This window comes from Nocardioides sp. TF02-7, from assembly GCF_022437945.1.
GTDB lineage: Bacteria > Actinomycetota > Actinomycetes > Propionibacteriales > Nocardioidaceae > Nocardioides.
This window is the reverse complement of sequence record NZ_CP092535.1, coordinates 1,395,021-1,414,158: the sequence shown is the minus strand read 5'-3', so window position 1 is coordinate 1,414,158 and position 19,138 is coordinate 1,395,021. Positions and strand designations below refer to the sequence as shown.

At 74.0% G+C, this 19,138-nt stretch carries 8 protein-coding genes and 5 pseudogenes; 10 read left to right on the top strand and 3 right to left on the bottom strand.

What is annotated here, in order from left to right:
• The first annotated feature begins 445 nt into the window (after nt 1–445).
• From MF408_RS07150 to MF408_RS07110, 9 genes and pseudogenes are all read left to right on the top strand, one after another.
• Complete coding sequence (locus tag MF408_RS07150) at nt 446–1,450, top strand: GEVED domain-containing protein (RefSeq protein ID WP_240250818.1); 1,005 nt, start codon at nt 446–448, stop codon at nt 1,448–1,450.
• A gap of 125 nt (nt 1,451–1,575) precedes the next feature.
• Nucleotides 1,576–2,304, top strand: a complete 729-nt coding sequence (locus tag MF408_RS07145; RefSeq protein WP_240250817.1) for a GEVED domain-containing protein — start codon at nt 1,576–1,578, stop codon at nt 2,302–2,304.
• Nucleotides 2,305–2,620: 316 nt separating this feature from the next.
• Nucleotides 2,621–3,244 (top strand): annotated as a pseudogene (locus MF408_RS07140) (GEVED domain-containing protein); the annotation flags it as partial.
• Nucleotides 3,245–3,362: 118 nt separating this feature from the next.
• On the top strand, nt 3,363–6,443 hold the full coding sequence (locus MF408_RS07135; RefSeq protein WP_240250816.1) for a hypothetical protein: 3,081 nt from the start codon (nt 3,363–3,365) through the stop codon (nt 6,441–6,443).
• Nucleotides 6,444–6,685: 242 nt separating this feature from the next.
• Nucleotides 6,686–6,973: a hypothetical protein gene (locus MF408_RS07130; RefSeq protein WP_240250815.1), complete on the top strand. Its 288-nt coding sequence runs from the start codon at nt 6,686–6,688 to the stop codon at nt 6,971–6,973.
• A gap of 333 nt (nt 6,974–7,306) precedes the next feature.
• A pseudogene (locus MF408_RS07125) lies at nt 7,307–9,879 on the top strand (ATP-dependent Clp protease ATP-binding subunit).
• Between the two features lie 328 nt (nt 9,880–10,207).
• Complete coding sequence (locus tag MF408_RS07120) at nt 10,208–11,632, top strand: APC family permease (protein WP_240250814.1); 1,425 nt, start codon at nt 10,208–10,210, stop codon at nt 11,630–11,632.
• Complete coding sequence (locus tag MF408_RS07115; protein WP_240250813.1) at nt 11,596–11,826, top strand: helix-turn-helix domain-containing protein; 231 nt, start codon at nt 11,596–11,598, stop codon at nt 11,824–11,826. The genes MF408_RS07120 and MF408_RS07115 overlap by 37 nt, the downstream gene beginning before the upstream one ends.
• A gap of 169 nt (nt 11,827–11,995) precedes the next feature.
• Nucleotides 11,996–14,527, top strand: a complete 2,532-nt coding sequence (locus MF408_RS07110) for a protein-arginine deiminase domain-containing protein (RefSeq protein ID WP_240250812.1) — start codon at nt 11,996–11,998, stop codon at nt 14,525–14,527.
• An 87-nt stretch (nt 14,528–14,614) separates the two neighbouring features.
• On the opposite strand, the pseudogene MF408_RS07105 reads toward MF408_RS07110, so the two are convergent.
• Nucleotides 14,615–15,515, bottom strand: a pseudogene (locus MF408_RS07105) (A/G-specific adenine glycosylase).
• Between the two features lie 79 nt (nt 15,516–15,594).
• Between MF408_RS07105 and MF408_RS07100 the strand changes: the two are divergent.
• Nucleotides 15,595–16,473 (top strand): hypothetical protein, encoded by an 879-nt coding sequence (locus MF408_RS07100; protein WP_240250811.1) that lies wholly within the window; start codon nt 15,595–15,597, stop codon nt 16,471–16,473.
• Between the two features lie 3 nt (nt 16,474–16,476).
• On the opposite strand, the pseudogene disA reads toward MF408_RS07100, so the two are convergent.
• Both disA and radA read right to left on the bottom strand, forming a co-directional pair.
• Nucleotides 16,477–17,557: pseudogene (disA, locus tag MF408_RS07095) on the bottom strand (DNA integrity scanning diadenylate cyclase DisA).
• A gap of 124 nt (nt 17,558–17,681) precedes the next feature.
• Nucleotides 17,682–19,098: pseudogene (radA, locus tag MF408_RS07090) on the bottom strand (DNA repair protein RadA).
• Nucleotides 19,099–19,138: the final 40 nt, after the last annotated feature.

The window sequence follows — 19,138 nt, the reverse complement described above, 5'->3', positions numbered from 1 at the left end:
AGGCCGACGAGCGCTCCGACCGCCCCCGCCTGCGCGGGACCGGCGGTCGACCTGACCTGGGACGTCCCGGCGGACGTCGCCACCGGCACGTCCTACCTGCGGCTGCGGATCGGTCCCGACGCGGCGTCGGTCGCCGAGCCGACCGGCGTGACGACCGCCGGCGAGGTCGAGGACTACCGGGTCCGCGTCGAGCCGTTCAGCGACGCCGGTGACGCCCCCGACACCTTCGGCACCAGCCTCGCCGCGGAGGGCCCGGTGCACGGGCTGGTGGGCCACGACCCCGCAGCCGGCACGGCCGACCTGATGCTCGGCGCCACCGTCGACGCGGAGGACGACGGGCAGCCCCGCGCCAACGCCCTCGGCGACGACACGACCGGGTCCGACGACGAGGACGCCCTCGACGACGTCGTCCTCCCGCCCGGTGCGACCTCGGTGGCCCCTCACCGTGCCGGTCGTCAACGACCTCGGCGCCCCCGCCACGCTCTACGGCTGGATCGACGCCGACGAGAACGGCTCGTTCCAGGCCGGCGAGGCCGCGACCGTCGAGGTGCCCGCCGGCGCCACCTCCGCCACGCTGGAGTGGACCGGCCTGCTGGCGCTCCCCGACGGTGCCCGGCCGATGATCCGGCTCCGGCTCACCAGTGCCGCCCTCGCCGACGCCCCTGCCACGGCCGGGCTCGACGAGCGGTCCCGGGGACCGGCGCCGGACGGCGAGGTGGAGGACCACCGCGCGCGGGTCGGCACCGACGTCGCGGACGGCTGCGCGAACCCGTTCGTCGAGACGTTCGGCACCGGCACCGGCTACGGCCCGCCGCTGCCCGCCGGCCAGACGACGTACGCCCACGAGAGCGTGGAGTTCGTCAACGACGGGGAGTACGCGCTGGTCTCGAGCCTCCCCGGCACGGCCGGGCCCTGGTGGCACGAGGGCGGCGACCGCACGCCCGGCGACACCGACGGCCGGATGATGCTGGTGAACGCCGACCTGACCGCGGGGACCTTCTTCCAGAAGACGTTCACCGGCCTGCGGCCCGGCGCCACCTACGACTTCTCGGCATGGATCACCAACGCCAACAACGCCGGCTCGGCGATCGTGCCGAACGTCAGCTTCGTCCTGGTCGACCCCGAGACGCGCAACCTCATCAGGTCGGTCAGCACCGGCGACATCCCGAACACCTCCAGCCTCGAGTGGAACCGCTACGGGCTCCAGTTCGTCGCGCCGCTGTCCGAGGTGCGGGTCCTGATGATGAACAACGCGGCCGGCGGCAACGGCAACGACCTCGCCATCGACGACATCGCCTTCAACCTGGCGTGCGACTGGGGTGACGCCCCCGCCAGCTACGGCACGACTGCCGCCGACGACGGGCCGGTGCACGCCCTCGCCGGCCCGATGCTCGGCGACGAGCGCGACGGGGGAGGCCGACGGCCTGCCGGGCGTCGCCGCGGACGGTGACGACACCGACGGCACCGACGACGAGGACGGGGTCGAGTTCAACCCCGACCTCGGCTACCCGAACCCGACCCTCCCGCACCGGCCCCGACCCGGTCACGGCCGCGCCGGTGGTCAACCACCTGACGGTGAACGCGTCCGACGACGGCTTCGCGAGCGTCTGGGTCGACTGGAACCTCGACGGCGACTTCGCCGACGACGGCGAGCAGGTCGCCGCGGCCCAGCCGGTCACGGCCGGCGACAACGACGTCACGTTCAGCCGCGCGGTCAACCCCGACGACATCCGCACCCACGTCCGGGTCCGGGTCAGCAGCGACGCCACGGCGGTCGCCTCGCCCACCGGGCCGGCGCCCGACGGCGAGGTCGAGGACTACCGGGTGCTGCTGGAGCGGCTGATCAGCCCCGCCGCGTGCTCCCCGACCACCCAGCCGTACTACGCGATGACCTTCGGCGACGTCGTCGACCAGGCCGGCGGCGGCGCCCCCGGGCACCACCGCCCGCTACACCGGCGTCTCCGTGGTCGAGGGCCAGGTCGTCGACATGATCGCGACCACGGCCGGCGGCACCATCAACGCCGACGGCTTCTACGTGAGCGGCGACGACGCGATCTGGAACCTCAACGGCTCCGGCTCCCCCGTCGCGGTGACGTTCCGCTGGGTGCAGGCCGGCACCGACACCCCGGTGCCGTTCAGCAGCATCTGGACGATCAACGACATGGACAACGGCGAGCGGGCGGACTTCCTCCCGCCGACCACGCCCGAGGGGTACGCCGTGACGCCCGGCAGCCAGGTGGCGGTCACCGAGGACCCGGCCAGCGGCCAGGTGACCTTCCGCGGGACCGTCTCCGGCAACGGTGACGTGCGGAGCCGCTGGCAGGCGTGGTTCCGGGACCAGTCCGAGGTCACCGCGACCTGGCGCGGGTTCTCCAACTCCGGGTTCTTCATCGACGGCGACAACGACCTCTCCCTGCCCCAGTCGTGCGAGGACTACGGCGACGCCCCGGACAGCTACGGCACCCTGCTCGAGTCCGACGGCCCGCGGCACACGGTCGCACCCGGCCTCCGGCTGGGCGCCGACTCCGACATCGAGAGCAACGGCCGTCCCGGTGCGGGTGCCGACGGCGACGACCTCGCCGGGTCCGACGACGAGGACGGGATCGACGGCGCCATCGAGATGACGCCCGGCGACCCGACGACGGTCGACGTGACCGCGACCAACGACACCGGTGCGCCGGCCACGCTGGCCGGCTGGCTCGACACCGACGGCAGCGGCACGTTCGAGGCGTCCGAGCGGGTCGTCGTCACGGTCGCCCCCGGTACGGCGAGCCACGAGGTGACGTTCCCCGCCGGCCCGGTGGGCACGACCACGGCGTACGCCCGGTTCCGGCTCTACCCCGGTGCGGTGGCCGACCCGTCCCCGACCGGCGCGGCGGCGACCGGCGAGGTGGAGGACCACCCCGTCACCGTCCTCACCAGGAGCCTCGAGATCGAGAAGACCTCGAACGCCACGGCGGACTCCCGCCCCGGGGACACGGTGACGTACACGATCACCGCGACCAACACCGGCGACGGCGACTACAGCGCGGCCAACCCCGCCCGGGTCGTCGATGACCTCACCGCGGTGCTCGACGACGCGGACGTGACCAACGACGAGCCCACCGCCACCGTCGACGGCGATCCCGTCGGCACGGTGACGGTCGCCGAGCCGCGGCTGACCTGGTCGGGCCCGCTGGCGGCCGGCGAGGCCGTCGAGATCACCTACACGGTGCGGCTCGCCAGCGGCGGCGACGGCACGGTCCGCAACGTCGCCTGGGCGCCGCCGGTCGGCTCCCCGCCGGGTGCGACCCCCCGACTGCGACGACCCGGCGACCACGGTCCCGTGCGACAGCGAGGAGCTGCTGCTGCCGCGCTCGACCGTGACCAAGCAGACCTCGCAGGCGACGCTGCCGGCCGTCGGGGAGGAGCTCACCTACACGATCGAGCTCACCAACCCCGGGCCCGGCGACTGGACGGCCGACGCGCCGGCGTCGCTGACCGACGACCTGGGCGACGTCCTCGACGACGCCGAGCTGGTGGCGGGCTCGGTCACCGGCGGCGCCACCGTGACCGGGGACGAGCTCGCCTGGAGCGGGCCGCTGCCGGCGGGCGACAGCGTGACCGTCACCTACACGGTGCGCTACACCGGCGCGGGCGACCGGGTGCTGCTCAACAGCGCCTGCGTCCCCGTCGCCGACGTCCCGCCGGGCGGCGAGGAGTGCAGCACCACCGAGACCCCCGGGTCGGCGCTGGTGCAGTCGAAGTCGGCCGTCCCCGCGCCGGGGTCGTCGGTGGAGCCCGGTGACGAGATCACCTACACGCTGACCTTCGACAACACCGACGGCCTGGCCCCGGCCAGGGTCGACACGGTCGACGACCTGTCCGGCGTGCTCGACGACGCCGAGCTCGTGGGTCCGCCCACCGCCGACAACGGCCTGACCGTCGACCTTCCCGACGGTGACGGGCTGCTGCCGGTCACGGGGACGGTGCCGGCGGGCCAGACCGCGACGGTGACCTACACCGTCGTCGTGCTGCCCTTCGCCGACCAGGGCGACCACGTCCTCACCAACGCCCTCGCCTGCCAGCCGGGCGAGCCGGCCGGGTGCGAGCCGGAGGTCACCGAGCACCGGGTGCGGCACCTGCGCCTCACCAAGACCAGCGACGCGGCGACCGGTGTCGACACCGGCGACGAGGTCACCTACACGGTGACCGTGCGCAACGACGGTGCCGGCAGCTACTCGGCCGCCGACCCCGCGTCGGCCGTGGACGACCTGTCCGACGTGCTCGACGACGCGACGCTCGACGTCGACGACGTGACCGTCGCCGGCGGCGGGTCGGTGGAGCTGACCGGGACCGACCTGGTGTGGACCGGGCCGCTGGCCGCCGGTGCGGAGGTGACGATCACCTACACCGTGACCGTCACCAACCTCGGTGACCACGACCTCGTCAACGCCGTCAGCGGCGTGCGCTGCGACGCCGGCGACGACGCGTGCGCGCCGCCGCCGGTCGAGACGCCGCTGCCGCACGTCGTACCGGACAAGGCCGCCGACCCCGCTGCGGGCACCGGCCTGGCCGAGGGCGACGAGGTGACCTACACCCTGACCTGGCACAACGACGGCCAGGCAGCCGGTGTGGTCGACGCGACCGACGACCTCTCCGCCGTCCTCGACGACGCCGAGGTCGTCGACGGGCCGACCGTGTCCACGCCCGCGGTCACGGCCGGGCTCACCGGAGCCACCCTCCGCGTGACCGGCCCGATCGGGGTCCAGGAGACGGTGACCGTCACCTACCGGGTGCGGGTCCTGCTCGACGGGGAGCGCGGGGACAACGCGCTCGCCAACGTGCTGACCCCCGACACGCCGCAGGTCGAGTGCGAGGCCGGTGCGTGCACGCCGGTGGAGCCGCCGGCCACCGAGCACCCGATCGGCGAGCTCACCGACCGCAAGAGCGCCACGCCGGCCGACGGCAGGGCGGTCGCCACCGGCGACCGGGTCACCTACACGCTGCACTTCACCAACACCGGGACTGCCGACGTCGCGGTGGACCGTGAGGACGTGGTGAGCGGCGTGCTCGACGACGCGACCGTCGTCCGGACACCCCGTGCCTCCGACCCCGCGCTGTCCGTCTCCCCCGATCCGGGGCGGGAGGTTCGCCGTCACCGGCGTCCTCACCCCGGGACAGACGGTGACGGTCAGCTACACCGTGCGGGTCAAGCCCGTGCGCCGGCAGGGCGACCGGATGCTCGCCAACGCGCTCGTCGACCCGGGGGAGACCGCCCGGGCGCGCTGCGCCGACGACGAGGACAGCACCTGCCACCGGGTGAAGCGCCACGACCTCGCGATCGACAAGCGGGTCGCGGGCGGCACGCGGGTCACCGTCGGCGACCGGGTGCGCTACCGCATCCAGGTCTCCAACCGGGGCCCGGACGCCGCGCCGGGACCGATCCGGGTCACCGACCGCCTGCCGCGGGGCCTGGAGCTGGTCACCGCCCGGGGCAAGGGCTGGGACTGCCGGGTCCGCAAGGGCGCCGACGTGGCGACCTGCGAGCGCGCGGGCGGGATCAAGGCCAGCGGCAAGGCGGCTCCGGTCGTCGTGGTCGCGAAGGCGACGCGCGCGGTCGTCGGCCAGCGGGTCGTCAACACCGCGGTGATCAAGGGGTCGCCCGACACCCGGACCAGCAACGACTCGGACACCGCCCGGATCCGCGTCGTCAAGGTGCCGCCGCTGCCCTCGACCGGGTTCCGCTGGGGACACCTCCCCCGCGAGCCGCACGGGGCGTGAGCAGGGTCGCGCACCCACCTCGGGTGCGCTCCCTCCTCGCCGCCGGGGTCGTGCTCGGCGCCGTCCTCGTGGCGGCGCCGGGCCCGGCGTCCGGTGCGCCGGAGGGGGCGGTGCCGGCGGTGCCGGCGGTGGCGCCGGTGACCCCGGTGGCGCAGTCGGGGCAGGCGGGGCAATCGGGGGCGACACCGCGGAAGGCGTGCTCGGAGGCGGCTCGGCCGTTCCGGCCCGCGTCGGTCCGGATCCCCGGCGTCACCCGGCGGACCCGGGTGCTGGCCCGCGGCCGTGACCGGAACGGCGCGCCGCTGCCGCCGCCCCTGACCGCACGCGGCAAGTGGCAGCTCGCGTGGGACAAGCGGTCCCGCATCCGTCCGGGGAGCCGGTACGGCGTCGTACGGATGCTGGCCCACACCTATCCGCGGGACGGCTCCTACGGCTCCGCGCTCGGCAACCGGCTGCTCGACCGGCTGCGCGTCGGCGGCCGGATCGTCGTCGCCGGGCCCCGCGGCCAGCGGCTGTGCTACCGCGTGGAGCGGCGTACCCGGGTGCGGGCCACGGCCGCGATGGCCGGCTTCTACTCCTCCAGCGGCCGGTCGCGGCTCGCGATCCTCGTGTGCTCGGGCCGCCGGCGCGGGCCCGGGGACTGGTCGCACCGCACCATCTGGTTCGCACGGCCGGCGTAGGTCCGAAAGGATGAACCCGGCGCCGCGACTGCAACCTGCGCGGCACCGGAGGTGTCTACCTGTCACACGTCACCACGACCGACAGGAACCCGCCATGACCACGCCTTCTCGTCCTACCCGTCCTCCCCGTTCTCCCGGCCGCTCCCCGCGTCGTCGCGGCCGGCCTCGGCCTCGCCGCCCTCGGGGCGCTGACCGTCACCGCCGGACCGGCCGACGCCGCCGCGCCCCACGCCCGCGTCTCCGTGGCCGCGTCCGACACCACGCCCGCCTCCGGGGAGCAGTTCGTCCTCACCGGTCGCCTCACGGGCCCGCTCGGCCAGGGCCGCGCCGGCGTGGTCAAGGTCCAGACCCTGCGCGGCGGCACCTTCGTCGACCTCACCGGCGCCCGGGTCTCCACCGACGGCGACGGCGACTACCGGGTGCGCGTGGTCCTCGGCCAGACCGGCCCCCGCGTGCTGCGCGTGGTCGGCAACCCCGCCGGCAGCGACCTGCGCAACGCCCACCGCCGCGTCCAGCTCGCCGTCCACTGACCGACCCGGCACATCTCCGCGCCTCAAACCGGCCGACCCGTCGCATTTCCGCACCTCAGAGCGGCCGACCCGGCGCATCTCTGCACCTCAGAGCAGCCGACCCGGCACATCTCCGCACTGTCCCCTGCGGAGATGAGCCGGGTCGGTGCGTTTCGGGTGCGGAGATGAGCCGGGTCGGTGCGTTTCAGGTGCGGAGATGAGCCGGGTCGGCGCCGGGACCAGCGGCCTGTTCGCTGAGAGCGGACGGGATCGTGGGTTCCCGCGGAACGCGTAGGCTGTCTGCGGGGTTGTACCCCTGTACGAACAGCCCCCGTGACGTGTGAGGAGCAACGGATGTTCGAGCGGTTCACAGACCGAGCCCGACGGGTGGTCGTGCTGGCCCAGGAAGAGGCCCGCATGCTCTCCCACAACTACATCGGAACCGAGCACATCCTGCTGGGCCTCATCCACGAGGGCGAGGGGGTCGCCGCCAAGGCGCTGGAGTCCCTCGACATCTCGCTCGAGGCCGTGCGCGCCCAGGTCGAGGAGATCATCGGCCAGGGCCAGCAGGCGCCGAGCGGGCACATCCCGTTCACCCCGCGAGCCAAGAAGGTGCTCGAGCTGTCGCTGCGCGAGGCGCTCCAGCTCGGCCACTCCTACATCGGCACCGAGCACATCCTGCTCGGCCTGATCCGCGAGGGCGAGGGCGTCGCCGCCCAGGTGCTGCAGAAGCTGGGCGCCGACCTCAACCGGGTCCGCCAGCAGGTCATCCAGCTGCTCTCCGGATTCCAGGGCAAGGAGTCCGGCCAGGCCGCGGCGGCCACGGCCGGCGGTGGCGACGCGCCGTCGTCGTCGCTCGTGCTCGACCAGTTCGGCCGCAACCTGACCCAGGACGCCCGCGAGGGCAAGCTCGACCCGGTGATAGGGCGTGAGCAGGAGATCGAGCGGGTCATGCAGATCCTCTCGCGCCGGACGAAGAACAACCCGGTCCTCATCGGCGAGCCCGGCGTCGGCAAGACGACGATCGTCGAGGGCCTGGCCCAGGACATCGTCAAGGGCAACGTGCCCGAGACGCTCAAGGACAAGCAGATCTACACCCTCGACCTCGGCGCACTGGTCGCCGGCAGCCGCTACCGCGGCGACTTCGAGGAGCGCCTCAAGAAGGTGCTGAAGGAGATCCGCACCCGCGGCGACATCGTGCTGTTCATCGACGAGATCCACACCCTCGTCGGCGCCGGCGCGGCCGAGGGCGCGATCGACGCCGCCAGCATCCTCAAGCCGATGCTGGCCCGCGGCGAGCTGCAGACCATCGGCGCGACGACGCTCGACGAGTACCGCAAGTACCTCGAGAAGGACGCCGCGCTCGAGCGCCGGTTCCAGCCGATCCAGGTCGCCGAGCCGTCGATCGCCCACACGATCGAGATGCTCAAGGGCCTGCGCGACCGCTACGAGGCGCACCACCGGGTCACGATCACCGACGAGGCGCTGGTCTCGGCCGCCACGCTGGCCGACCGCTACATCTCCGACCGGTTCCTGCCCGACAAGGCGATCGACCTCATCGACGAGGCCGGCTCGCGGCTCCGGATCCGTCGGATGACGGCGCCCGCCGACCTGCGCGAGTACGACGACAAGATCGCCGAGGTGCGCCAGCGCAAGGGAGGCCGCCATCGACGGCCAGGACTTCGAGGCCGCCGCGCGTTCTCCGCGACGAGGAGAAGCAGCTCATCCTGAAGAAGGCCGAGCGCGAGAAGCAGTGGCGCGCCGGCGACATGGACGAGGTCGCCGAGGTCGACGAGGAGCTGATCGCCGAGGTGCTGGCGGTCGCGACCGGCATCCCGATCGTGAAGCTGTCGGAGGAGGAGTCGACCCGGCTGCTCAAGATGGAGGACGAGCTCCACAAGCGGGTCATCGGCCAGGAGGAGGCCGTCCGGGCCCTCAGCCGTGCGATCCGGCGTACCCGTGCCGGCCTGAAGGACCCGAAGCGGCCCGGCGGCTCGTTCATCTTCGCCGGCCCCTCCGGCGTCGGGAAGACGTGGCTGTCGAAGACGCTCGCGGAGTTCCTCTTCGGCGACGAGGACGCGCTGATCCAGCTCGACATGAGCGAGTTCGGCGAGAAGCACACCGTCTCCCGCCTGTTCGGCTCGCCTCCGGGCTACGTCGGCTACGAGGAGGGCGGCCAGCTCACCGAGAAGGTGCGGCGCAAGCCGTTCTCCGTGGTGCTCTTCGACGAGGTCGAGAAGGCCCACCCCGACATCTTCAACAGCCTGTTGCAGATCCTGGAGGAGGGTCGCCTGACCGACTCCCAGGGCCGGGTCGTGGACTTCAAGAACACCGTCATCATCATGACGACCAACCTCGGCACCCGGGACATCGCGAAGGGCGTCAACCTCGGCTTCCAGCAGGCCGGTGACACCCAGGGCTCCTACGACCGGATGAAGGCCAAGGTCTCCGAGGAGCTGCGCCAGCACTTCCGGCCCGAGTTCCTCAACCGTGTCGACGAGATCATCGTGTTCCCGCCGCTGTCGCAGGAGCAGATCGTCGCGATGGTCGACAACATGATCGCCGCGGTGGAGGTCCGGCTGAAGGACCGCGACATGCGTCTGGAGCTCACCCAGGGCGCGAAGAACCTGCTGGCCCAGCGGGGCTTCGACCCGGTGCTGGGCGCGCGGCCGCTACGCCGCACGGTCCAGCGGGAGATCGAGGACGTGCTCGCCGAGAAGATGCTCTACGGCGAGGTCGGCCCGGGCCAGATCGTGCTGGTCGACGTCGAGGGCGAGGGCCCCGACGCGACGTTCACGTTCGAGGGTCAGCGCGTCTCCGAGCTGCCCGACCTGCCGCCGTTCGAGACGGTGGTCGAGGGTGGCGGCACCGAGGGCCCGTCCGACGCGGGCTCCGGCGCCGACGTGCCGCGCGCCGGCGGCGAGTGACCGCAGCCTGACGCACGTCCCGCGCCTCCTCCCGCTCCGGCGGGGAGGCGCGGGGCATTTCCGCCGGACCCGGGCCGTGGAGGTGGACCGGACGGGGCGCAACATCGCCGAAACACGGCCGAAGCGTCGCCGCCCCCACCCCGCCGCTAGCGTCGCGCCGGCAGGTCGGCGGAGCCGGCCCCGACGGACGGAGGGCGGCGGGTGCGGGAGCGCAGACGGCAGCGTCCGGACTTCCGTGAGCGCTCGGTCTTCGACGGCCTGGCCCGACGCCAGGTGGGCCAGACCGATCTGGTGGCCCACTCGTTGGCGGTGCTCACCCCGTCGCTGAGTGCGCTCGGGACCGGTCTCGCCCTGCCGGCCCTCGTGGGCCCGGGCTTCTGGGTCAGCACGCTCCTGGGGTTCGGGCTCGCCTGGCTGCTGGCGCTGGTGTTCGACCAGTTCGCGTCCCGCTTCACCGCCGCGGGATCGGTCTACACCTACGTGGCCAAGGGGGCTCGGTCCGGCCGTCGCGCTGGTCGTGGGCGTCGCGATGGTCCTGGCGTACGGCGTCCTCGCCGGGTTCGGCCTGACCGGCGGCGTCCGCCGGCTCGAGGCGGCGTGGGTCGCGAACGGCGGCGACCAGCCCGGCGCGCCGGTGGGGTGGGTGCTGCTGACGCTGCTGGTGGTCGGCTGCGTGGCCGCGATCCACCGGGGCGTCCACTGGTCGACCCGCGCGGTGCTCGTCGCCGAGACGGCGAGCGTCGTGCTGCTCTGCGCGATCCTGGCCCTCTGGCTGGTCCGGCACGGCGCGCCGGGCCCGGAGGTGCTCTCGCTGTCGGGGGCGTCATCGGAGCGGGTCCTGGCCGGCGCCGCGCTGATCGCGACGCTCACGGTCGCCTTCGAGAGCTGCGCCACCGTGGGGCTCGAGACCGACCGCCCGCTGCGGGCGGTGCCGGGGTCGATGCGCACCAGCCTGCTCGTCACGGGCTGCCTCTTCCTCGCCGCCAACCTGGTGGGCACCGTGCAGCCCGACCGGGAGGCCGGCTACACGTGGCGCTGGTTCGCGGTCGGTCAGGAGGTGTCCCGGGCCGACGCCGCCGCCCTCGTCGTGCTCGCCGTGTCGATGGCCGCGCTGGCCGTCTGCGCCTGGATGGCGCTCTCGAGGCTGCTGTTCTCCTTCGCCCGTGAGGGCGTCCTCCCGGCGGGCGTGGGACGCACGAACGGTCACGGCGTACCGGTCGTCGCCACCTGGTGCGCGCTCCCCCGTGGTCGTGGTCGGGCCGCTGGTCGCCTGGCTGACGGGGAGAGGCACGCCGTCCGTGCCGGGGGACCTGCTCCAGACAACGACCCTCCTCATGGGCGTCGCCTACGGCTGCGCCGCGCTGGCCCTGGTGCCGTTCCTGCGCTCGCTCGACGAGCTCCGTCCCGCGACGACCGTGCTGGCGGTGGCGGCTGTGGTGGGCGTCGCCGGCGTCATCTGGCGGTGGGCGTCCGGCGACGCCCAGCTGGTGCTCCCGCTCCTGGGCGGCGTCGTGACGGTGGGCCTGGTCTGGAGCGCCGTCCTGGGCGCAGCCGCGCCCCGGCGGCTGCGCCGGGTAGGCGCGCACGAGGAGACGCTCGTCGCCGACGTCCTGGTGTCGACGGCAGCGGAGGACCACCGTGGCGACCCGTGACCGGCGCGACCGGGGAGACGGCTACGTCGCCCGGCAACCGGCGGCCGTCGACAGCGCGTTCGCCGTGCTCGAGGCCGTGGCCGAGCTGGGCGCGGGGGTGACGACGCGGGAGCTGGTCGACGTGCTGCCGATGTCGCGGGCGACGGTCTACCGGATCCTCAAGCACCTGGTCGCCGAGGAGTACCTCGTCCGGACCCCCGACCTCCGGGGATTCGCCCTGGGCGCACGCGTGCGGGCGCTCGGCAACGCGGCCGCGGTCCTCGCGCCCGCCGACCGGGCCGACGCCCGGAGCTGACCGCCCGGAGCTGACCGGTCGGAGCTGACCGGTCGGAGCTGACCGCCGGGCCGTCTCATTTGGACTCACGCGTCCGTATCCCCGGTGGAACCGTCCCGCCATGCGGCGATGGTCGACTACGGACCCGTCGGCCGAGCAGGTCGACGCCCATCGAGGAGGAAGAGGGTCCATGTACAGACGATCTCCCCAGCTGCGCGGCCGGGCGCGCGGCGCCGGCTTCGCGCTGCTCGCCGGGTCGGTCCTGGCGGCCGGCGCGCTGGGCGCGGTGTCGGCCGCACCCGCCAGCGGAGCTCCCGAACCGGCGACGCTGGTCCTGGCGGACACCGACCGCGACGGCGTGGTCACCGCGGCCGATGCCGACGGCCGTCGGTCGTGGACGAAGGACCTCGGCGCCTTCTTCCTCGCGAACCTCGACGACGACACCGGCCGGTGCCCGACCGTCGCGGCCGATGGCAGCCAGCTCAGCGACGTCCAGCTGGCGGCGTGCAACGACGCCGCCGACCGGGTGGTCAACGGGGACAGCGACACCTTGGACCTCGCCCGTGTCCGGGTGCTGCCCGTCGACACCGCCGAGGTGAGCTCGGTCCGGGTCGAGCTCCGCGGCGTGGGCGCTGCGAAGGTCAACGTCTTCGTCAAGCGCGGCGACGGTACGTCGGCGACGGACTGGGCGCCGCTGCCCGCGAACGGCGCGCTGCCGGGCGACCTGATCGGCCAGGGCGTCGAGCTCGGCATCGAGGGCCGCGACATCATCCGCGACGAGTCCTGGGACGGCACGGTCATCCTGCGCGTGGTGCACCGCAGCGGCAGCACGCAGGTCGGCACCGACCAGGTGGAGATGCGGGTCGCCCCGCTGCTGTTCGCCACCGACCGGATGCCGATGGAGAAGCTCTACATGGCCGACAACCAGACGTCGGTCTACGAGGGCGCCGAGCTCCCCGAGCCGTCCGCGTCGCTGGTGCGCTCCCAGCGCAACGCCGAGGCGCTCGCGACCGACTTCCTGGCCGGCCTGGAACGGATCGGAGCCGACGTCGAGCTGGTGCGGCTGCCCAGCCTCCAGGGCGCGCGCGGCGGCGGCAACGGCACCGACATCTGGACCCAGGACGTCATGGAGCCCGGCCTGATGTCGATCCCGTCACCGGACGGCGAGCAGCAGATGCGGGTGTTCGTCCGGGCGCCGGTGCGCGACGGCCGCGACAACGCCGGCACGAACCCGTTCCGGCAGACCGGTCGCGTCGTCTTCACCGAGCTGCGGGGACCCGACGTCGCCGGCGTGCAGCACTTCGACCCGGCGTACGTTCCGCCGACCATTCCCGGGATGAGCTATGACAGCCGCGGCTCCACCGGCAACTACGGCACCATCCCGGCGTACGAGCACGACGGCGAGTACTACCCGCTCGGCCGGAAGGTCCTCGGCGCCGTGCCGGGCACGGAGTACACCGCCGACCCTGCCTTCAACGAGATGCTGGCGCTGCAGGGCTTCCAGGACCCGATCACGCTCGACACCAGCTGGCTCAGCGTGGGACACATCGACGAGTTCATCTCGGTGGTCCCCGCCGACACCGACCGCGGCTGGGCGCTCGTCGCCGCCGACCCCAGGCTCGCGCTCGACATGCTGCAGGAGCTCGTCGACGCCGGTCGTGGCGGCGAGCAGCTCTACACGCCGTACGGGCTGGTCCCGCCGGAGGGCTCGAACCCGCCGACCATGACCGTGGCCGAGGCGGTCAGCGACGAGCGGGTCCTCAGCGGCGTGAGGATCGGCCACGCCGGCGTCAACCGCGGGCTGCGGGTCCTCCAGGAGGAGGTCGGGCTCACCGAGGACGACATCATCCGGGTCCCGGTGCTCTACCGCGACAACGGCTACGGCCGGGTGGGCGTGCTGATCCCCAACGCCGCCAACCTGATCGGCACCGGTCACGACGTGGTGTTCATCCCCAAGCAGCACGTGCCGGCGGTCGACGGCCAGGACCTGTTCCAGGCCGAGATCGAGGGCCGGTTCGCGGAGATCGGGACCGAGATCCAGTGGGCGGAGGACTACTTCTACACCAGCCGGAGCGGCCAGATCCACTGCGTCACCAACACGCTGCGGGACACGACCTACGGCGACGCGTGGTGGTCGGAGGGCGAGCCGTCCGCCGGGCCGGGCGCGGAGGAGTTCGTCACGATCTCCGAGCCCACCGTCTCCGGCGTGCTCCAGGCCGGGCGCAGGCTGACCGTCCACCCGGGTGCCCTCAGCCCCTCGCCGGACGCGGTCTCGTTCCAGTGGTACCGCGGCGCGACCGCGATCCGCGGCGCCACCGCGCCGCGGCTCACGCTCAAGAAGGCGTGGGCGGGCCAGAAGATCTCGGTCACGATCGTCAGCAGCAAGGAGGGCTACGCGTCCCTGACCACCGTCACGACGGTCGGGGCGGTGCCGCGGACGTTCACGCAGAGCCGGCGTCCCCTCCGTGCGCGGGGTGGTGAAGGTGGGCCGGACGCTCACCGCCCGGCCCGGCTCGGTCGCGCCGAGGGCGGCGACGATCGGCTACCGCTGGTACGTCGACGGCCGGCTGGTGGCCGGTGCCACGAAGCAGCGGCTGAAGCTGCGGAAGCAGTGGGCGGGCATGTCGGTGAAGGTGGTGATCACGGCTCGCAAGCCCGGCTACACGCCGCTGCGGACCACGGTCGCGGTGGGCAAGGTGCGCCGGTGACCCGGCGGCGCTGAGCTCGTCGAGCACGGCCGCCCGCTCCTGCCGCTCCCGGCAGGGGCGGGCGGCTGCGTCTCGCCCGCGGCGGCGCGCTTCGGCACCGGTCAGGGCAGCGCGTAGCGACCGTCGCCGGTCCGGACGACGAGCCCGTCCACGAGCAGCGAGTCGAGGCAGCGCTCCCGCTGCACGGGGTCGTCCCAGACGGCGTCGAGGCGGTCCCGCGGCACCGAGCCGGGAGCGTCCCGGAGCACCGCGAGCAGCCGGCCGCGCACCTGGCGGTCGGTGCCGGCGTAGGTCTGCACGGGGCGGGGCGGGCCGTCGTACGCCGGCCGGCCGGCCGCGCGCCACGCGCAGAGGTCGGCGACCGGGCAGTCGCCGCAGCGGGGCCGGTCGGCGCGGCAGACCAGGGCGCCGAGCTCCATGACCGCGACCGACCAGGTCGCCGCCGTCGGCGGGTCCTCCGGCAGCAGGGCCGCCGCGACCTCCCGCTCCGCCTTCGTCACCGACCGGGGTGGCAGCTCCGCCCCCGCCGACCGTGCGAGCCAGCACCCGACGGACGTTGGTGTCGAGGACCACCTGGCGCTGCCGGAAGGCGAACGCCGCGACCGCCGCGGCGGTGTAGTCACCGACGCCGGGGAGCGCGCGGAGCGCGTCGTGGTCGGCCGGCACCTCGCCGCCGTGCTCGGCGACGATCGCCTGTGCCGCGGCGTGCAGCCGCAGCGCCCGGCGGGGGTAGCCCAACCGACCCCACGCCCGCACCGCCTCGCCGCTCGGCTCCGCGGCCAGCGCCGCCGGCGTGGGCCAGCGGTCGAGCCACGCCTCGTGCACCCGCAGCACCCGCGACACCGGCGTCTGCTGCAGCATCAGCTCGGAGACCAGCACCGACCACGCCGACGCCGACGGGTGTCGCCAGGGAAGGTCGCGGGCGTGCTCGTCGTACCACTCCAGGACGGGTGCGACCAGCCGCTGCGGGGCGGCGAGGGCGGTGGCGGACATCGCCGTCATTGTCGCCCACACCCGTTCCCGGTGCGTCCCCGGTGCGCCTCCGCCCAACCCGGGCGATGGACGGATAACGTCCGGATCCATGCCGCAGCTGACGCGAGGCCCGCTGCCGGCGGGCGTCTACTGGCGACGCCGGCTGTTCGTGCTCAGGCTCGCCGCCAGCCTGGTGCTCGTGCTCGGCAGCTGGCTCGGCGGCGGCAGCGACGGGTCGGACGCTCCCGCTGCCCGGCAGGCCGCCGGCGAGGTGCAGCCCTCGGCCACGATCACCGTCGCGCCTTCGGAGGACCGCAAGGCCAAGGGCCGCAAGGGGCGCAAGACCCGCAACGGCCTCGGACCCACGCAGGGGCCCACCTACGACCCCGGCGTGCTCGCCGAGCCCGACGGCAACTGCGACCCCGCCGACGTGCGGGTGACCCCGGAGGTCGCCACCGCCGAGGCTGGCGACCAGGTCACCATCGGCCTCAACCTCCAGACGATCCAGGCGGAGGCCTGCTACTTCCGGGTCGGTCCCGACAAGGTCACCGTCAAGATCACCGACGGCAGCCGCGAGGTCTGGACCTCGCGCGAGTGCCCCGACGCGGTGCCCGACGAGTCGGTCGTCGTACGCCGCGTCGTCGCGACCGTACTCGAGATGGGCTGGGACGCCCGCGAGTCCGACGACGGCTGCACCAAGCGCCGCGACTGGGTGCGCTGGGGCGACTTCACCATCGCCGCCGCGGCCCTGGGCGGGGAGCCGTCGGAGTCGACGTTCGACCTGGTGCGGCCGACGCCGGAGACGGTGACGGTGCCGCCGGAGGGGGACGGGAAGCGCGACCAGGACGAGCGCGGCGACCGGCGCGGCGACCGGGACCAGCGGGGGGACCGGGACCAGCGCGGCGACCGGCGCGGCGACCGGGACGAGCGGGAGTGGCGGTCCGAGGACGCGCAGGGCGACGGCGGCGACGACCAGCCGACGCGCTGACGATCAGACGTAGCGCTCGAGGATCGTCGACTCGGCGAGGCGGGAGAGGCCCTCGCGGACGCTGCGCGCGCGCAGCTCGCCGACCCCCTCGACCGCCTGCAAGTCGTCGATGCCGGCCGACAACAGCTTCTGCAGCGTGCCGAAGTGGTCGACCAGGCCCTCGACGACGCCCGCGGGGAGGCGGGGGCACCTTGGTGAGCAGCCGGTAGCCGCGGGGGGCGACCGCGCCGTCGAGGTGCTCGCCGGCGCCGATGCCCAGCACCCGCGCGACCGAGGCGGGGTCGACCAGCTCCGTCGCCGAGAGTCCCTCCAGCTTGGCCAGCAGCTCGTTGGGGTCGCGGCTGCGCCGGCGCGACGGCACGTAGTCGCGGATCACCAGCTCGCGCTCGATGTCGACGCCGGTCACCAGCTCCTCGAGCTGCAGCGCGAGCAGCCGGCCGTCGGTGCCGAGCTCGAGGACGTAGTCCTCGATCTCGCGGGCGATCCGGGTAACCATTTCGAGCCGCTGCGCCACGACGGCGACGTCGCGCACCGTGACCAGGTCCTCGATCTCGAGGGCGGACAGCGTCGACGAGACCTCGTCGAGCCGCAGCTTGTAGCGCTCGAGCGTCGCCAGCGCCTGGTTGGCGCGGGAGAGGATCTGCCCGGAGTCCTCGAGGACGTGGCGGGTCTCGCCGACGTACGCCGCGATGATCTGCATCGACTGCGAGACCGAGATGACGGGGAAGCCGGTCTGCCGCGCGACCCGGTCGGCCGTGCGGTGCCGGGTGCCGGTCTCCTCCGACGGGATCGAGTGGTCGGGCATCAGGTGGACGGCCGCGCGGATGATCCGGGTGACGTCGCCGTCGAGGATGATCGCGCCGTCCATCTTCGCCAGCTCGCGCAGGCCGGTGGCGGTGAACGGGACGTCGAGCTCGAAGCCGCCCGTCGAGATCTCGTCGACCGTGCGGTCGCGGCCGAGCACGATGAGGGCGCCCGTGCGGCCGCGGAGGATCCGCTCGAGGCCGTCGCGCAGGGCGGTGCCGGGCGCGATCGAGGCCAGCGTCTCCCGCAGCTGCGGGTCGCCGGGCCGCTCCGTCACCACAGGGTCTCCTCCCAGCCGGACCGACCCGTCGGGCGGTCAGGGTCGTCGCACGTACCTTAGACCGGACCCGGCCGCCGGCCACCACTCTCGATGTGACTCGTCGGGCGACCCCTCAGGCGGCCCGTCAGGCGTCGACGACCCGCAGCGGCCGGTCGAGCTGCAGCAGGCGGACGGCGCTGGCGACGTCGGGGGCTTCCACGACCCGCATCCCGTCGACCGACCGGGGCGGCCGTGGGCCGCTGGACTCGGCCGGCACGAGCGCCATCTTGAACCCGAGCCGGGCGGCCTCCGCCACCCGCTGCTGCACGTCCCGGACCCGCCGGAGCTCGCCGGACAACCCGATCTCGCCGATCGCCACCACGCCGGCGGGCGTCGGCGAGAGGTAGTGCGACGACACCAGCGAGATGGCGAGCGCCAGGTCGGCGGCGGGCTCGGTCACCTTCGCGCCGCCGACGGTCGAGGCGAACACGTCCTGCTGGTGGAGCTGGATCCCGACGTGCTGCTGGAGCACCGCCAACACCATGGCCAGCCGCGACGAGTCGACACCGGACGTCGTACGGCGTGGTCGGTCCTGCGGCGACTTCGCGACCAGCGACTGCACCTCCGCGAGCAGCGGGCGGCGGCCCTCCATCGTGACCGCCACGCAGGTGCCGGCGACCCGCCCGTGGTGCCGCTCGACGAAGATGCCGGTCGGGTCGTGGACCGCGGTGATGCCCTCGGAGCCGAGGTCGAAGCAGCCGACCTCGTCGACCGGGCCGAACCGGTTCTTCACCGCCCGCACCATCCGGAAGCGGGAGTTGCGCTCGCCCTCGAAGTGGAGCACGACGTCGACGAGGTGCTCCAGCACGCGGGGACCGGCGATCGAGCCGTCCTTGGTGACGTGGCCGACGAGCACCACGGTGATGTCGCGGGTCTTGGCCACCCGCACCAGCGCGGCGGCGACCTCCTTGACCTGGGTGACGCCGCCCGGCACGCCGTCGACACCGGACGCGCCGATCGTCTGCACCGAGTCGACCACCAGCAGCCGGGGCCGGACGTCCTCGACGTGGGTGAGCAGCGCGCCGAGGTCGGTCTCGGCGGCGAGGAACAGCTCGTCGTGGACCGCGTCGGTGCGGTCGGCGCGCATCCGCACCTGGGCGGCGGACTCCTCGCCCGTGACGTAGAGCGTGCGCTGGCCGCGCTCGGCCGTGCGCGCCGCCACCTCGAGCAGCAGGGGTGGACTTGCCGACGCCCGGCTCGCCCGCGAGCAGCACCGCCGCTCCCGGCACCAGGCCACCGCCGAGCACCCGGTCGAGCTCGGGCACGCCCGAGGAGTGGTGGACCGCGGCGTCGGCGGGCACGGCGCCGATCGGCACCGCGCGCGTGGTCACCGGGGCCGCCTGCGTGCGCCCGGAGGGAGCGGTCGCCTGCGCCTCGGCGACCGAGCCCCACGCCTGGCACTCGCCGCAGCGGCCGACCCACTTCGCCGTCGTCCAGCCGCACTCGGAGCACCGGAACGACGGACGCGGCGCCGCGGCGCGGGCGGATCGGGTGGAGGCCATGACCGAGACGCTAGGTGACCCCTCCGACAGTCGTATCCTC